At 72.6% G+C, this 15413-nt stretch carries 15 protein-coding genes; 9 read left to right on the forward strand and 6 right to left on the reverse strand.

Annotated elements, in window-relative coordinates; genetic code table 11:
- The first annotated feature begins 17 nt into the window (after window positions 1-17).
- Window positions 18-743: an esterase/lipase family protein gene (locus tag ACE1OC_RS27810; RefSeq protein ID WP_407839308.1), complete on the forward strand. Its 726-nt coding sequence runs from the start codon at window positions 18-20 to the stop codon at window positions 741-743.
- A 4-nt stretch (window positions 744-747) separates the two neighbouring features.
- Here ACE1OC_RS27810 and ACE1OC_RS27815 read toward each other — a convergent pair whose 3' ends face one another.
- Window positions 748-1350, reverse strand: a complete 603-nt coding sequence (locus ACE1OC_RS27815; protein ID WP_407839309.1) for a hypothetical protein — start codon at window positions 1348-1350, stop codon at window positions 748-750.
- Window positions 1351-1430: 80 nt separating this feature from the next.
- Here ACE1OC_RS27815 and ACE1OC_RS27820 point away from each other — a divergent pair, with 80 nt between their 5' ends.
- Complete coding sequence (locus ACE1OC_RS27820; protein WP_407839310.1) at window positions 1431-2180, forward strand: SCO2400 family protein; 750 nt, start codon at window positions 1431-1433, stop codon at window positions 2178-2180.
- 99 nt (window positions 2181-2279) lie between these two features.
- On the opposite strand, the gene ACE1OC_RS27825 is transcribed toward ACE1OC_RS27820, so the two are convergent.
- Window positions 2280-2702 (reverse strand): MarR family winged helix-turn-helix transcriptional regulator, encoded by a 423-nt coding sequence (locus ACE1OC_RS27825; protein WP_250745587.1) that lies wholly within the window; start codon window positions 2700-2702, stop codon window positions 2280-2282.
- A 104-nt stretch (window positions 2703-2806) separates the two neighbouring features.
- Here ACE1OC_RS27825 and ACE1OC_RS27830 point away from each other — a divergent pair, with 104 nt between their 5' ends.
- The 3 genes from ACE1OC_RS27830 (at window position 2807) to ACE1OC_RS27840 (ending at window position 5326) form a co-directional block, all read left to right on the forward strand.
- The gene (locus ACE1OC_RS27830) at window positions 2807-3829 is read left to right on the forward strand and encodes an NADP-dependent oxidoreductase (RefSeq protein ID WP_407839311.1); all 1023 of its coding nucleotides are present in this window, start codon (window positions 2807-2809) and stop codon (window positions 3827-3829) included.
- A gap of 66 nt (window positions 3830-3895) precedes the next feature.
- Window positions 3896-4318 (forward strand): organic hydroperoxide resistance protein, encoded by a 423-nt coding sequence (locus ACE1OC_RS27835; RefSeq protein ID WP_266877487.1) that lies wholly within the window; start codon window positions 3896-3898, stop codon window positions 4316-4318.
- Window positions 4319-4453: 135 nt separating this feature from the next.
- Window positions 4454-5326 carry an EI24 domain-containing protein gene (locus ACE1OC_RS27840; protein ID WP_407839312.1) on the forward strand — a complete coding sequence of 291 codons (873 nt, stop codon included), beginning with the start codon at window positions 4454-4456 and terminating at the stop codon, window positions 5324-5326.
- Here ACE1OC_RS27840 and ACE1OC_RS27845 read toward each other — a convergent pair.
- Entirely contained in the window at window positions 5316-6215 is a 900-nt protein-coding gene (locus ACE1OC_RS27845; protein ID WP_407839313.1) for an NAD(P)-dependent oxidoreductase, read from the reverse strand. The two genes, ACE1OC_RS27840 and ACE1OC_RS27845, sit on opposite strands and share 11 nt — an antisense overlap.
- A 97-nt stretch (window positions 6216-6312) precedes the next feature.
- On the opposite strand from ACE1OC_RS27845, the gene ACE1OC_RS27850 reads away from it, so the two are divergent.
- Window positions 6313-6663 (forward strand): winged helix-turn-helix transcriptional regulator, encoded by a 351-nt coding sequence (locus tag ACE1OC_RS27850; RefSeq protein WP_351441623.1) that lies wholly within the window; start codon window positions 6313-6315, stop codon window positions 6661-6663.
- A gap of 16 nt (window positions 6664-6679) precedes the next feature.
- On the opposite strand, the gene ACE1OC_RS27855 is transcribed toward ACE1OC_RS27850, so the two are convergent.
- Window positions 6680-7414 carry a class I SAM-dependent methyltransferase gene (locus ACE1OC_RS27855; protein ID WP_407839314.1) on the reverse strand — a complete coding sequence of 245 codons (735 nt, stop codon included), beginning with the start codon at window positions 7412-7414 and terminating at the stop codon, window positions 6680-6682.
- 554 nt (window positions 7415-7968) lie between these two features.
- Between ACE1OC_RS27855 and ACE1OC_RS27860 the strand changes: the two genes are divergently transcribed.
- Both ACE1OC_RS27860 and ACE1OC_RS27865 read left to right on the forward strand, forming a co-directional pair.
- Window positions 7969-9546 (forward strand): hypothetical protein, encoded by a 1578-nt coding sequence (locus ACE1OC_RS27860; RefSeq protein WP_407839315.1) that lies wholly within the window; start codon window positions 7969-7971, stop codon window positions 9544-9546.
- Between the two features lie 13 nt (window positions 9547-9559).
- Window positions 9560-11212, forward strand: a complete 1653-nt coding sequence (locus ACE1OC_RS27865) for a DUF2142 domain-containing protein (protein ID WP_407839316.1) — start codon at window positions 9560-9562, stop codon at window positions 11210-11212.
- 86 nt (window positions 11213-11298) lie between these two features.
- Here the strand turns inward: ACE1OC_RS27865 and ACE1OC_RS27870 are convergent, their stop codons facing one another.
- A complete protein-coding gene (locus ACE1OC_RS27870; RefSeq protein ID WP_407839317.1) occupies window positions 11299-12057 on the reverse strand; it encodes a carbon-nitrogen hydrolase family protein in 759 nt (252 codons plus the stop codon).
- A 61-nt stretch (window positions 12058-12118) separates the two neighbouring features.
- Window positions 12119-12694 carry a TetR/AcrR family transcriptional regulator gene (locus ACE1OC_RS27875; protein WP_266958248.1) on the reverse strand — a complete coding sequence of 192 codons (576 nt, stop codon included), beginning with the start codon at window positions 12692-12694 and terminating at the stop codon, window positions 12119-12121.
- 169 nt (window positions 12695-12863) lie between these two features.
- On the opposite strand from ACE1OC_RS27875, the gene ACE1OC_RS27880 reads away from it, so the two are divergent.
- Window positions 12864-15323 carry a beta-glucosidase family protein gene (locus ACE1OC_RS27880; protein WP_407839318.1) on the forward strand — a complete coding sequence of 820 codons (2460 nt, stop codon included), beginning with the start codon at window positions 12864-12866 and terminating at the stop codon, window positions 15321-15323.
- The last annotated feature ends 90 nt before the right edge of the window (window positions 15324-15413 follow it).

A 15413-nucleotide genomic window follows, 5' to 3' on the forward strand; every position in this document is an offset into this window, starting at 1 on the left:
AAGGTAAAGGGGACTCGATGCTGACGGTCCGCCAGCGATTGCTCGCGCTGCTGACGCTCTGCCTGGCGCTGCTCGTGGCGCCCGCGCTCCCGGCCCAGGCCTCCGGTGCGCCCGCCGGACCGGCCGGTGCGTCTTCCGGAGAGGCCGGTGCGCGCAATCCGGTGGTCTTCGTGCACGGCTACAACGCCGACCCCGGCGTCTGGGGCTCCCTGCGCGAGGACCTGCGCGCCGACGGATACGCCGACTCCGAGCTCTTCTCCTTCGGCTACGACACCCACCAGTCGGTCAACGAGGTCCTCTCCGGACGGCTCGCCGCCTACGTGGCCGAGGTGCGCCGGCAGACCGGCGCCGCCCGGGTGGACCTCGTCGCCCACTCCTTCGGCTCGCTGGTCACCCGCTGGTACGTGAAGTTCGGCGGCGGCGGCCCCTACGTCGACCGCTGGGTCTCCCTCGCCGGCCCCAACCGCGGCACCTCCACCGCCTGGGCCTGCGCCCTGTGGGACCAGGCCTGCCGGGACATGACCCCCGGCTCCTACGTGGTGAAGAACCTGAACTCCGGTGACGAGACCCCCGGCACGGTGCGGTACGCCACCTTCTGGTCGAACTGCGACGAGGTCATCAACCCCGACGACAGCGTGCCGCTCACCGGGGCGGCCAACACCCCGGTCGGCTGCCTCAAGCACAACGACCTGCTCGGGGACGACCCCACCTCGGCGGGCGTACGGGCCTTCCTGCGCTCCTGATCCGTCAGGCCGGCCGGGGCGGCTCCGCCACCGAGACCTCCTGGAGCAGGCCGTACGTGAACTCCGCGACGCAGGCCCGCCCCGACGCGGTGAACGCCAGCCGCCACCGCGTCGGGGCGGTGCCCTCCATGGGGCGGACGGGGGCGAACGCCCGCGCCACCTCGTCGACCGTCGCCGACCAGGGCAGCAGGTCCTCCGGCGACTCCAGTACGGGCCCGGGCGCACCCGGGGCCCGGACCAGCCACTCGTTCCAGACCGCCCCGTCCGGCGCGGCGAGCACCTCGAAGCGCAGGCCGGGCCAGAGCGGCACCGGCCACAGCAGGGCCTCGCACGTCAGATCGCCGATCGTGCGGGAGGAGACGGCCTCGGGCGGGCCGAGGACCGAGCGGTAGCGGGCCAGGGCGCCCCGCGAACGCGGCGAACGGACCATGGCCTGCCAGCGCTTGTTGGCCTCCCGCTGCTCGGCGAGGGAGGCGCCGAGCCGCATGCGGGCCTCCTCCGCGAGGCCCGGCTGGAAGTCCGCCATCCGGCGCAGCAGCACCAGTTGGAAGCCCGTGGGGCCGAAGGGGCCCGGGGCGGGGTGCGGTGTCCCCGGCGTCCTCGTCATGGAACGCCACCCTTCCACACAGGATCCTCACGATCCCGGTACACGGCCGTTGTCAGCGAACGCGTAGCCTGCGGGGCGCCATGGACTATTGCATCGCCTGCCGCAGGTACCTCAACGGCGCGCTGGCGTGCGCCGGATGCGGGACCCCGGCCGAACGCCTGATATCCGCCGCGCCCGCCGCGCCCGCCCCGGGCTCCGCCGACGCTTTCGGAAGCGACCCGGCCGCGCTCGCCGACGTGTACGCCGATTCCCTCGTCGTGCTGTCCGGGGAGCGTGGAGACGGCCGGGGCCGGGCCCGGAGCCGCGCCGCAGACCGCCGCCGCGCCGGGCACCGCCGACGCCGCCGGACCGCGCTCACCGTGGGCCTCGGGCTGATGTTCGCCGCCGTCGCGACCCTGGGCCTGGCCCGGCTGGCGGCCGACGGGGAGCGCACCGACCGGGCGGCGACGGTGGTGCTGACCGACGACGCGGGTCCCGCGGAGCCGGCTCCGCTGCCGGGCCTGACGGAGGGTCCGGCCGCGCCCACGGGGACGGCCTCGACGAAGGGGCAGGGCACCGGCTCGACGAAGGCCACGGCCGGGGGTGCGAAGCCGGGCGGGACCGGGCGGAGCACCGGCGGGACCGGGACCTCCGCCTCCGCCTCCGGATCGACGGGGCCGTCGCGGAGTGCTTCCCCGACTCCCACGTCCGCTGCTCCGACCCCATCGGGTTCCAGCGGTGCGGCGACGCCCGGAAAGCCGCCGGGTACGAAGAAGCCCGAAGGGAAGCCGAGGCCCAATCCGAAGCCGACCCCGACGGCCACGCCCGACTGCTGGTGGATCTTCTGCTGAGGCCCTGAGGCCCTGAGGCCCTGAGGCCCTGAGGCCCTGAGGCCCTGAGGCCCTGAGGCCCTGACGGCCTGCGGACGGCCCCGCGGGCCGCCCGGGCTTTCAGCCCAGCATCCGCCTGAGCAGGTCCCGCAGGACCGCGCGCTCGGCCGGGGAGAGCCCGGCCAGGGGCTCCCGGGCGAAGTCCAGGGACTCGCGGAGCCGGTCGGCGGTCTGCAGGCCCTCCTCGGTGGGGGCGGCCAGCTTCACCCGGCGGTCCGCCGGGTCGGGGCGCCGCTCGACCAGCCCGCGGGTCTCCAGGCGGTCCACGATGCCGGTGATGTTCGACGGCTCGCACCGCAGCTTCTGCGCGATCTTGCGCATCGGCATCGGCTCCAGGGAGAGCAGGTTCAGCACGCGGGCCTGGGCACCGGTGAGCTGGTGGCTGGAGGCCGCGTGCTCGTACTCCTGGTGGTAGCGGGTCACGACGTCGCCGATGAGCTCGACGACCTCGAGGGTCAGGGGGTCTGCGCGACGGCTGGGCATGGATCCAGCGTACCCATTTACTTGACAACATGAAATATCCAGGCGCATGGTTGTTTCACGTCCTGAAGCATTTTGCACTTCTTCCCCTCCCCAGGAGTGACGCCATGTCCGAGATCCCCGCCGTCAGCCGTGAGTGGCACCTCGTCCGCCGCCCGCAGGGCTGGCCCGTCGCCGAGGACTTCGCCCTGCGCGAGGTACCGGTGAACGCCGAGCCCGCCGCCGGCCGGATTCTGGTGCGCAACCTCCACATGTCCGTGGACCCGTACATGCGCGGCCGGATGAACGACGTGAAGTCGTACATCCCGCCCTTCCAGCTCGACCGGCCCATGGACGGCGGCGCGGTCGGCGAGGTCGTGGCCTCGGCCGACGAGCGCTTCGCGGTCGGCGACCACGTGCTGCACGGTCTGGGCTGGCGCGAGTACGCGGAGCTGGACGCCAAGCACGCCACCAAGGTGGACGCCTCGCTCGCTCCCCTCTCCTCCTACCTCGGCGTCCTCGGCATGCCGGGCCTGACGGCCTACGCCGGGCTCTTCGAGGTGGCCTCCTTCAAGGAGGGCGACTCCGTCTTCGTCTCCGGCGCCGCCGGAGCGGTCGGCAGCCTCGTCGGCCAGTTCGCGAAGATCAAGGGCGCCTCCCGGGTGATCGGCTCCGCCGGCTCCGACGAGAAGGTGACGCTCCTCACGGAGAAGTACGGCTTCGACGCCGCCTTCAACTACAAGAGCGGACCCGTCGCCGAGCAGCTCAAGGACGCCGCCCCCGAGGGCATCGACGTCTACTTCGACAACGTCGGCGGGGACCACCTGGAAGCCGCCATCTCCTCCCTGAAGGTCCACGGCCGGGCCACCCTGTGCGGGGCCATCGCCCAGTACAACGCCACCGAGCCCGTGCCCGGCCCGCGCAACCTCGCCCTGGTCATCGGCAAGCGGCTCCGCCTGCAGGGCGTGCTGGTCGGGGACCACGCCGGACTGCAGCAGCAGTTCGTCCAGGACGTGGCCGGCTGGCTGCGCTCCGGGCAGCTCGTCGCCGACGAGACGGTCGTCCGCGGCGTGGAGAACGCCGCCGACGCCTTCCTCGGAATGCTGCGCGGTGACAACACCGGAAAGATGATCGTTTCTTTCACCGGTTAGGCTCACTCCACACCGCCGTGACGCGTGGGCGCGAGTCCCGGCGATTTACCAGGAGGATTTCCTTACATGTCCATCCAGCAGTCCGACGTCGCGTACACCGCTGTTGCCACCGCCGAGAACGGCCGTGACGGTCGCGTCGCCACCAACGACGGTCGCCTCGACGTCGTCGTGAACCCGCCGAAGGAGCTCGGTGGCAGCGGCGAGGGCACCAACCCCGAGCAGCTGTTCGCCGCCGGCTACAGCGCCTGCTTCCAGGGTGCGCTCGGCGTCGTCGCCCGCAACGAGAACGCCGACATCTCCGGCTCCACGGTCACCGCCGAGGTCGGCATCGGCAAGAACGACGACGGCTTCGGCATCATCGTCAAGATCTCGGCCTCCATCCCGAACGTGGACGCCGCCACCGCCAAGGACCTCATCGAGAAGGCCCACCAGGTCTGCCCGTACTCCAAGGCGACCCGCGGCAACATCACGGTCGAGCTCGCGGTCTGATCTCCGACCCGCTCGACCGGCTCGTTCCGGTTCATCCGGTACGTCCGTACATCGAAGGCCGCACCCAGGCACCGGGGTGCGGCCTTCGGCATGCCCGGCGTCCCCCGCCCCGGGCGCCCGCCCTAAACTGGCAGCATGCGTGATCTTGCGGGGGGATTCGGCTATCTGCTGGCCGGACAGCGATGGGTACTGCGCCACGGCAGGTGGCTGGGCTTCGGGCTGCTGCCCGGACTGGTCTCCCTGGTGCTGTACGCCGGCGCGCTCATCGGCCTCGGCTACGGCGCCGACGACCTGACCGCCTGGGCGACCCCCTTCGCCGACGACTGGTCCTCCCCGTGGCTCGGGCTCTTCCGCGGCTTCCTGACCGCCCTGGTCTTCTGCCTCGGGCTCTTCCTCGCGGTGATCACCTTCACCGCCGTGACCCTGCTCGTGGGCCAGCCGTTCTACGAGTCCCTCTCGGAGCAGGTCGACCGCACCGAGGGCGGCGAGGTCCCGGAGTCGGGGCTCACCCTCGCGCAGGAGCTGTGGATCTCCGCCCGGGACAGCCTGCGGATCCTGGGCCGGGTGCTGCTCTTCGGCATCCTGCTCTTCGCGCTCGGCTTCGTCCCGGTGATCGGACAGACCGTGGTCCCGGTCCTCGGCTTCTGCGTCTCCGGCTTCTTCCTCGCCCAGGAGCTCACCTCCGTCGCCCTGATGCGCCGCCGGGTCCAGCTCACCGAGCAGCTCGCGCTGCTGCGCCGGCGGCGGATGCTGGCGCTCGGCTTCGGAGTGCCGCTCGTGCTCTCCTTCCTGGTGCCGCTCGTCGCCGTGTTCCTGATGCCCGGCGCGGTGGCCGGGGCGACGCTCATGGTCCGGGACCTGGTGGGCGACGACGCGGAGCAGGCGGACGAGCAGGAGCAGGGGCAGAGCCAGGATCAGGGGCAGACCCAGGCTCAGACCCAGGGGCAGAGCCAGGGCGGCCGGCCCCAGGGCCAGGCGCAGGCGGCGGGCAAGCGGCTCAGCGCCTGAGCAGGGTGATCGCCCCGGCGGTGTCCTCGCCGGCGTGGGCCGCCGGGTCGGCCGCCAGCCGTTCCCGCATCAGGTCCAGGTACGGACTGATCAGCTCGGGGCTGACCCCCTGCTCCGCGGCGGTCCGCAGGTAGGTGGAGCTCGCCGTGACCTGCATGGCCAGGTTCGATTCGACGCCCGTGGTGAAGTCCCCCGACACCAGCCGCTCGGCGGCGGCGCCCGCGAAGAAGCCCATCGCCCCCAGCCACTCGGTCAGCAGCGGAGCCAGGTCCTTCGGGGAGATGTCCTCGCCCTCGATCAGCGCGTAGGCGTGCGAGATCCCGGCGAAGAGCCCGGTCATGGCGCTCAGCAGGGCCACGTCGTGCAGGGCCGCGTGGCCGGGGTCGGAGCCGACGAAGCGGGCGCCGGCCGGGACCTCCAGTGCGCTGCGGTGCTCCTCGAACAGGTCGGGGGAGCCGCTGTAGAAGACGTATCCGCCCGCTGCGGGGGCGCCGATCATCGACGGGGTGGCCATGATCCCGCCGTCGAGGAACCGGGCCCCGCGTTCCCGGGCCCACGCGGACCGGGCGCGGCCGTCGGCGGGCGTGCCGGTGGTCAGGTCGACCAGGTCCTTGCCGGTGAGGTCCAGGCCCTCCAGGGCCGAGCCCACGCTGGCGTGGTCCAGCAGGCAGACCACGATCAGGCCGTTCGCGGCCACCGCCTCGGCGGGGCTCGCGGCGACGACGGCGCCTTCGGCCGCGAGGGCCTCGGCCTTGGCGGGGGTGCGGTTCCAGACGGTGAGGGGGTGCCCGGCGGCGAGCCAGGTGCGGGCGAGGGCGGTGCCCATCGCACCGAGTCCGAGGAGTGTGAGCGGGGTCTTGGTGCTGGTCTTCGTGCTGGTGTCGGTCATGCCGTTTAGCCTGGTTCAGGGCCGTCGGGTGCTCAAGTACGCACTTCGGAGTGGGTGGTTACCCCGAGGTGAGCGAACAGGTGGGGAGGGGTGCGTGATGGCATTGACTCAGCGGCCGGGCGCGGATCACTGCGGGATCGCCGCGGCGATGTCCGTGATCGACGGCAAGTGGAAGGTGTCGGTCCTGTGGGAACTGGAGCAGTGCCCGCGCCGCTTCGGCGAACTGCGCCGCCTGGTCCCGGGGGTCTCGGAGAAGGTGCTCGCGGCCCAGCTGCGCGAACTGGAGACGGACGGCATCGTCCACCGCGAGGTCTACGAGGAGGTCCCGCCACGCGTGGAGTACTCGCTGACCCCGCTCGGCCACGAGCTGAACGGGGCCCTGGAGGCCCTCGGGGCGTGGGGCACGAAGCACCTGCTCACCGACGCCGCCCAGCCGGTCCCGATGTGAGGAAGGGGCCGGGCCCTCACTCCGGGCGGCGGAACAGCGCCGTCCAGAGGAAGGCCTCGCCGAAGGAGCCGGAGGCTTCGGGCTCGTCGTTCATCCGGCGCAGCTCCACCTCGGTGAGGCCGTCGAAGACCCAGCGCAGCGCCTCCGGGGTGTAGGCGAGCCCGCCTTCGAGGCGGGCCCGGCCGTAGAACTCCGCGTCGGACAGCTCGGATCCCATCGCGCCCGAGGCGAAGCAGGTCAGGGCGAAGCGGCCGCCGGGGGCCAGCAGCCGGTCCAGCAGGTCCAGGTAGCTGACCCGGCGGTGCGGCGGCAGGTGGTGGAAGCAGCCCGAGTCGTAGATCAGGTCGTACGGGCCCACGAGCCCGGCGCCGGCCGCGCCGAAGGCGTCGCCCTGGTGGAAGCGGACCCGGGCCCCCGCGGCGCGGGCGCGTTCCTCGGCCCAGGCCAGCGCCGTCGGAGAAAGGTCGACGGCGTCCACCTCGAACCCCCGGGCGGCCAGGTGCAGGGCGTTGCGGCCGGGGCCGCAGCCGAGGTCCAGGGCGCGGCCGCCCGCGGGGACCAGTCCGCGGTCGAGGCAGGAGACGAGGTTCTCGTCGGGCTTCGCCGCGAAGAACGGCACCGGCCGCGCGCGGTCCGCGTAGAAGCCGTCCCACCAGGCGGAGCCGCCGGCGGTCCAGCGGTCGGCCTCCGGTGCGAAGAGGCCGTCCATGAGGGCGAGCACGTCGTCGACACTGCGTATGTTCCGGTCCATTCGAACCCCTTTCAGCTGTCCCCGATTTTATCGGTGATCAAGAGAAAAGCCCAGGTCAGATGGGGTGCGGAGGAGGCTTGGTGGGTCTTCTGGGGCCTCGTCACGGCCGGGCCGGTCCCCGCCCCCGGGGGTGGGGCGGCCGGGCGGTCCAGGGCCTCGCCCAGGGCCCTGGCGGGCCCTTTTCCGGCTGCTCCGGGCCCTGTTTCCGTACGGGTTCCGGAGCCCTGTCCTCCCGTACGCGACCCTGCCCGATGGCCCGAGGCATCTCCCGGGACTCCGCAGGGCTCCTGCGCCACCCGATAGGATGACAAGCGGCAAGATTCAAAGCTGTCCCCACCGTCCTAGAGCCCGCGCCCTTGTCCGGAGCATCTCGTTCGGGGTCCGAGCCGGACAGTGCCTTGCTGAGAGACGACCGGCCACAGCGCTGTGCACCGACCAGCAGTAGGGACATCCTTCACGTGAGAGTCAGTACCGAGGGGTTGGAGCCTGTGCGCTCGGGTCCCGCGAGTGGGCCTGCCACGCGCGCCCGGCCCGTTTCGGGTCCCGCACGTGGAGTGCTCCGCTCCCGGGGCGCCCTGTTGCTCCTGGAAGCCGTCGTGGCCTTCGCCGGGGCGCTCGCGCTCCCGATGATGGCCGTGGGCTTCAAGCTCGATCCGCTGGACCGCATCGCTCAGGTCAGCGGCCTGGCCGCGATCCAGTTCCGGTTCGCCCTGATCGGTCTGCTCTTCATCGCCGCGGTCGTGCTCGCGATGCGGCTGCGCGGCGGCCGCCACTTCGATCTGACCACCCGGATCTCCGCGGCCGCCCTCGCCGGCCTCGCCAGCGGGTTCGTCGCGGCGGGAGCGGTGGTCGCGCTCCACGGCACGCCGTGGCCGATGTTCGGCCTCAATGGCGACAGCGGCCGGATCGTCGAGTGGGCCCACGCGGTCGCCAACGGGCAGCCCTCCGGTTCCCCGGTCTACCCGCCGGCACCGCTCTACACCCTCGGGTACTACGCGGAGTGGTTCCACGGCGGCAACACCGCCTACGCCTTCAAGGACCTCCAGATCCTCGGGGCCGCCTTCTTCGGGCCGTTCGTCTACTTCGCCTGGCGACTGCTGCTGAGCCCGCTGCGGGCGCTGGCCTTCGGCGTCGTACCGGCCTTCGCGCTGATCGACGCGTACAAGCCGTACGCCCAGACGGTCCTCGTGGTGCTGGTCCCGGTCCTGGTGGCCCTGGTGGTGGCGCTGCGCCGCAGCGGTACCGAGAACTGGCGGCCGTTGCTGCTCAAGGCGGCCGGTTTCGGCGCGCTGATCGGTGTGCTCTTCCTCACGTACTCCGGCTGGTTCCTGTGGAGCGCGGCCGGCGTCTTCTTCGCCGCGGCCCTGTACTTCCCCTGGAAGACCGACCGGGCCAAGGGCGCCGCGTTCCTGGGCGTCACCCTGGCGGCCTTCATGGCGGTGGCCGGGCGGTACCTGGTGGTCATGCTGACCGAGGGCCAGGAGACCAAGGACTTCAACTTCCGCTTCGACACCTTCACCGACCCGGCCTACTACCTGATGTGGCGCACGGACATGCCGGGCAAGGTCGGCGACTGGCCGCCGCCCGGCGAGTTCGGCGGGGTCGGCCTGTTCGCCCTGGTGACCTTCATTTGTCTCGGCGTCGCGATCTGGCTGGGCCTGCGCAAGCCGATGGTGGTCACCATCACCGCGATGTTCGTCTCCGCCTGGCTGATGCGGATGTACATCGCCTCGCACATGTACGAGACGCAGACCGTCCAGCTCTACACACGCACCAACAACCAGCTGCTCTACTGCGGGCTGATCCTCGCCGCACTCGTCGCCCACCTGGTGTCGCAGCGGCTGGCCGAACGGCGCACATTGGACAATGGTGACGCCGCGGCTGTACGGGGCCGGGGCTTGCCGGGCCGGGAGGGGGCCGTCATCGGGACCCTGTGCGCCCTGCTGCTCCTGCTCGGAACGGTGTCGTCCTCGATGGCCGACCGGTACATGCCGGCCCAGGACGGGACCTACCGGATCCTGCCCTACGTGTCGCACACGATTCGGCAGATGAACGGAAAGTGCCCCCAATTCGCCCCCGAGCACAAGTGCTCCAAGGACGGCGATCAGACTTGGCTGACATACATCAGATGATCACGAGGACGACATGATCTCCGCATTGACGCGGCTGGCCGACTGGTCGGCCCGGACCCCCAAGAGGCTCTGGGCCGTCAGCTTCGTCCTCTTCTTCACCATCGCGGCCAGCTGGTCGGCCGCGACACCGCTCGGCGCTTCGCCCGACGAGCACGCCCACTTCATCCGGGCGGCGGCCGTGGCCCGGGGGCAGATCAACGGCTCCGAGGTGATGGTTCCGCACATCGTCGCGGGCATCAAGGGCGACTTCGCCGAGACCGGCGTGCAGCTCCCGGAGTGGTACTCGGACCTCCCCAAGCACCACGAGTGCTACTCCTGGCACGCGGGCACCCCGGCCTCCTGCGCGCCCGCCATCGGGACCTCGGACACCATCGTCGAGGTCCCCACCGCCGCCGGCCGCTACCACCCGGCGTACTACCTGATGACCGGCTGGCCGAGCCTGCTCGTGGAGGGCACCAAGGGGCTCTACCTCATGCGCCTGATGTCGGCGCTGTTCTGCTCGCTGCTGCTGGCCAGTGCCGTGGTGACGGCCTCCGAATGGCGGCGCGGACGCTCGCTGGCCCTCCTCGGCGTCTTCACGGCGGCCACGCCCATGGCCCTGTTCATGGCCGGCATGGTCAACCCCAGCGGCGGTGAGATCGCCGCCGGAATCCTGGTGTGGACGGGCCTGCTGTCGATCCTCATGTCGCCCGATCCGCACCTGCTGAACCGCAGGCTGGCCCGGGTCGGCATCGGCGGTCTGGTGCTGATCAACATCAGGCCGCTCGGACTGATCTGGTTCGCCGGCGCGGTCTGCTTCGGCCTGCTGCTGGCCGAGCGCGGCGTGCTGCGCTCGGTGCTCCGCCGCAAGGCGATGTGGCTCTGGACGGGGCTGCTCGGCCTCGCCACGGTCGGCGCGCTCGCGTGGGCGGCCGCGCACCCCGACAACTCGGTCATAAAGATCCCCAAGTACCTCACCACGACGGAAGCGGCCCGCCGCACCCTCGGGGCCAGCGAGATGTACGTCCAGCAGATGCTCGGCTACTTCGGCTGGCTGGACACCCCGGCGCCGCTCGTGACCTGGTACGTCTGGCTCGGCGTGATCGCCGTGCTCACCGTGCTGGGGCTGATGTACGGCCGCAAGCGCGAGACGGTGGCGCTGCTCGGCATGCTGATCGCCATCGTGATCGTGCCGGTGGTCGGACAGACCTCGCAGGCGTCGAAGATCGGCCTGGTCTGGCAGGGCCGCTACCTGCTGCCGTTCGCCGTCGGCCTGCCGCTGATGGCGGTGCTGATCCTCGCGCGCCGGATGCCGGAGAAGGGCTTCCCCCTGCGCAGGCTGGTCGGCTACTCCCTGCCCCTGCTCGCCCTGGGCAACGCCGCGGCGTTCTACTGGACCCTGCGGCGCTTCGCCGTCGGGATCAGCGGCCCGGTGATCCCGTACGCCGCGCACTGGGCCCCGCCCGGCGGCTGGGTGTTCTGGACCGGCGCCTACACGGTGGCGGCGTTCGCCCTCGTGGTGCCCGGACTGATGCGGGACCGCGTGGCCGACGGGACGCCCGTACTCGCACCGCCCGGTGCGCTGCCCGGAACCGACGGGGTGCCTGGCCCGGCGGACCTTTCCGGATCCCTTCCGGAGCCGGGCGCCGAAGCCCACCACCACCCACGGGTGACCCAGGTCCACTGAACCACTGGACTGCTGAACCGCTGAACTGTCGGCCCCGGCCCGGCGGGTGCGTCCTCGGACGCCCCGCCGGGCCGGGGCCGCGGCCGTCAGTGGCCCCCGTCCCGGCCCCCCGCCGGGACCTCCGCGGGTACCTCCACCGGCACTTCCGCCACGGCGACCGAGGGCGTGTGCGCGTCCGCCTCGGCCAGCAGGGTCCCGTCCGGCGCCCATACGGCCGCGCCCCCGCAGCCCGTCCACGGTCCGGCGGGTCCGACGTGGTTGGCGAGGGCCACGTACATCCCGAAGTCCCGGGCGATCCCCGGGTGGACCGCCGCCCGCTCGGCGACGCCGTCGCCCGTGCCGTAGAGCGAGCTCGCCAGGTGGACCCGGCAGCCGGCCGCCGCGCCCGCGGCGGGCACGTCCGCGAAGTGGTTGTCGAAGCAGATCCCCAGGGAGAAGCGGATCCCGCCGAGCTCGAAGCGGCCCGGGACCGTCCCCGCGGCGAAGACCTCCTGCTCGTGGCGGAACAGGTGCTGCTTGGCGTACGTGGTCACGTGCGCGCCGTCCGCGTCGTGGACCAGGGTCGCGATGACGGGCCGGGGGCCGTCCGTGCGCAGCGCGACGTTGACGGCGGTGGCGATCCCGGTGGAGCGGACGGGGTCCAGCCGGGGATCCTCGGCATCGGCCAGCCACAGACCGGGGTCGGCGCCGAGCGCGGCCAGCTCGTAGCCGGTCAGGGTCAGTTCGGGGAACACCACCAGCCCGGCGCCCTCCTGACGGGCCCGCACGGCGAGCGCGGCCGCCCGGTAGGCGTTGGCGGCCACGTCGGCGGGGGCGCAGCTCAGCTGCGCGGCAGCGATCTTCACCCGGCCCAGCATGCCAGCCCCGCGATCAGGACCGCGGTCAGGCCCGGCGCCGGGCCCCGAGTCAGGCCCGGGGCCCCTGGATCAGGTCCAGGAAGGCCCGGAAGGCGCCGGGCATGTCCACGGATTCGGGGGCCAGCAGCCACTGGTACTGGAGGCCGTCCATCACGGCGGCCAGCAGCGGGGCCGCCTGCTCGGGGGTGAGGCCCGAGGGGAGCCGGTCGCCGTACTCCGCGCGGAGCACGTCCGCCATCGCCGAGCGCACCTGTGCGTACCGCTCGGCGAAGAACTCCCGGGCCGGGTGGCCGTCGGTGACGCTCTCGCCGAGCAGCGCCGAGAAGGTCTGCACGATGCCCGGGCGCATGGCGTTGTACTCCACCAGCGAGGCCAGCAGGTCCGGGCGCCAGGCGTCGGCCAGCGCGCGGGTGCCGCCGCCGGTGTCCCAGCGGTCGCGCTCCTCCAGGACCGCGACCAGCAGGGCCTCCTTGGTCGGGAAGTAGTGCAGCAGCCCCTGCTGGGTCAGGCCCACGCGCTCGGCGACCGTGCCCAGGGCCGCGCCGCGGTAGCCGCGCTCGGCGATCACTTCGAGGGCCGCGCGGACGATCTCCACGCGCCGTTCCTCACTCCTGGCCCTGACCATCGCCCCGCCACCTCTCCGTTCCGCACCTGCCAGCAGGACCGTACGGCATCTCCGTGGCACCAACCATCCGAAGTATCACGAACGGATTACGAACCCTACCGCTCTACAGGGAACGGGTCCACCATGGGGTCACCGCGCCGCACCGCGCACCCGCACCCAACGAGGAGGCATGGCCGTGACCGATGCCGATCAGGTCCGCAACGACGCCGTAGAGACGGCCCTGGGCAAGCTCGACCTCGACACCAAGACCCGGCTGCTGGCCGGTCAGGACATGTGGTCCCTGCCCGCCGTCCCCGAGATCGGGCTGAAGTCCCTGGTCTTCTCCGACGGCCCCATCGGGGTGCGCGGGGTGCGCTGGACCGCCGACGATCCGTCGATCGCCCTGCCCTCCCCGACCGCGCTCGCCGCCGCGTGGGACCCCGAGCTGGCCCGCCGGGCCGGCCGCCTCCTCGCCCAGGAGGCCCGCCGCAAGGGCGTCCACGTCCTGCTCGCGCCCACCGTCAACCTGCACCGCTCCCCGCTCGGCGGCCGGCACTTCGAGTGCTACTCCGAGGACCCGTACCTCACCGGCGCGGTCGGCAGCGGCTACGTGAACGGCGTCCAGGACGGCGGCGTCGGCACCACCGTCAAGCACTTCGTGGGCAACGACGCCGAGACCGAGCGGTTCACCGTCGACAGCGTCATCGCCCCGCGCCCGCTGCGCGAGCTGTACCTGGCCCCCTTCGAGGCCATCGTCGCCAACGCCCACCCGTGGGGCATCATGACCGCCTACAACCGGGTCAACGGCGTGTTCATGAGCGAGAACACCCACCTCGTCAACGAGGTCCTGCGCGCCGAATGGGGCTTCGACGGCGCCAACGTCTCCGACTGGATGGCCGCCCGCTCCACCACCGGCGACATCCTCGGCGGCCTCGACGTGGTCATGCCCGGCCCCGTCTCCGTCTACGGCGCCCCGCTCGCCGAAGCCGTCCGCTCGGGCGAGGTCCCCGAGTCCGCCGTCGACGACGCCGTCCGCAACGTCCTGCGCCTCGCCGCCCGCGTCGGCATCCTGGAGGGCGCCCCCGCCGTGGTCGGCGAGGCCCCCGCCCCCGTCGACGGCCAGGCGCTGGCCCGCGAGCTGGCCGCCCGCGGCTTCGTCCTCGTACGCAACGAGGCCGTGTCCGGCGAGGGGCCGGTGCTCCCGCTCGACGCGTCCGCCGGCCGCACCGTCGCCCTCATCGGCGCCGCCGCCCGCGACGCCCGCGTCCTCGGCGGCGGCTCCGCCACCGTCTTCCCCGAGCGGATCGTCTCCCCGCTGGACGGGCTCACCGAGGCCCTGCCCGACGGGACGCTGACCTTCGCCGTCGGCGCCGACCCCAGCGACGAACTGACCCCCGCCGACAAGGGCTTCGAGCTGCGCGCGATCTGCCGCGACGCCTCCGGGGCCGTCCTCGGCACGGGCTCCCTGCCCACCGGGCAGCTCCAGTGGATCGGAGACGACCTGCCCGAGGGCGTCACGTACGAGACGATGGCGAGCATCGAGGTCGTCGGTACGTTCGTCCCGCGCGAGAGCGGCGAGCACGCCTTCGGCACCCGCGGGCTCGGCGCCTTCAGCCTCGCCGTCGGCGGGGAGGTCCGCTGGCACGGCGTCCAGCAGATGGGCAACGAGGCCGACCCCTTCGAGGCCTTCTTCGGCGCCCCCAACGAGCGGGCCCGCCTCACCCTCACCGAGGGCGAGGCCGTCGAGGTCTCGCTGACCTACCAGGTCCCCGACGTGACGGCCCTGCCGCTCAAGGCGATCATGTTCTCCTTCCTCCACCTCGGCCCGCAGCGCTCCGCCGACGAGCTCATCGCCGAGGCCGTGGAGGCGGCCCGCGCCGCCGACACCGCCGTCGTGGTCGTCGCCACCACCGAACGAGTGGAGTCCGAGGGCTTCGACCGCAAGGACCTCACCCTCCCGGGCCGCCAGGACGACCTGGTGCGCGCCGTCGCCGCGGTCAACCCGAACACCGTGGTCGTCGTCAACGCCGGCTCCCCGGTGGAACTCCCGTGGCGCGAGGAGGTGGCCGCCGTCCTGCTGACCTGGTTCCCCGGGCAGGAGGGCGGGGCCGCGCTGGCCGACGTACTCCTTGGCGAGGCAGAGCCGGGCGGGCGGCTGCCCACGACCTGGCCCGCCGAGTTCGCCGACGCGCCGGTCACCGAAGTCACCCCCACCGAGGGGCGCCTGGAGTACACCGAGGGGCTCTTCATCGGCTACCGGGCCTACGAGAAGCACGGGATCGCCCCGGCCTTCCCCTTCGGGCACGGCCTCGGCTACACGGACTGGGCCTACGAGTCCCTGGAGGTCACCCCCACGCGGGCGACGGTCCGCGTCACCAACACCGGCACCCGGCCGGGCCGCGAGACCGTACAGGTCTACCTGGCGCCTGTCGCGGACACCGTGGAGCGACCGGCGAGCTGGCTCGCGGGCTTCGCGAGCGTGACCGCGGGACCCGGCGAGAGCGTCGAGGTGGAGATCGCCCTGCCGGAGCGCGCCTTCGAGATCTGGGACGAGCCCGCGCACTCCTGGCAGCGGATCGGCGGCGGCTACGAGGTCCGCGCGGGCCGCTCGCACGGCGACACGCGGCTGACGGCGGCCCTCGACCTGTAATGGCCGGAAATCACCCCATGCAGAGGTGATCCACACGCTGGACCGGGGGCGGGCCCTGACACCCGCCCCCGGTCCGTTCCGCTCACCGCG

This window comes from Streptomyces stoeckheimensis (assembly GCF_045822005.1).
Lineage (GTDB): Bacteria > Actinomycetota > Actinomycetes > Streptomycetales > Streptomycetaceae > Streptomyces > Streptomyces stoeckheimensis.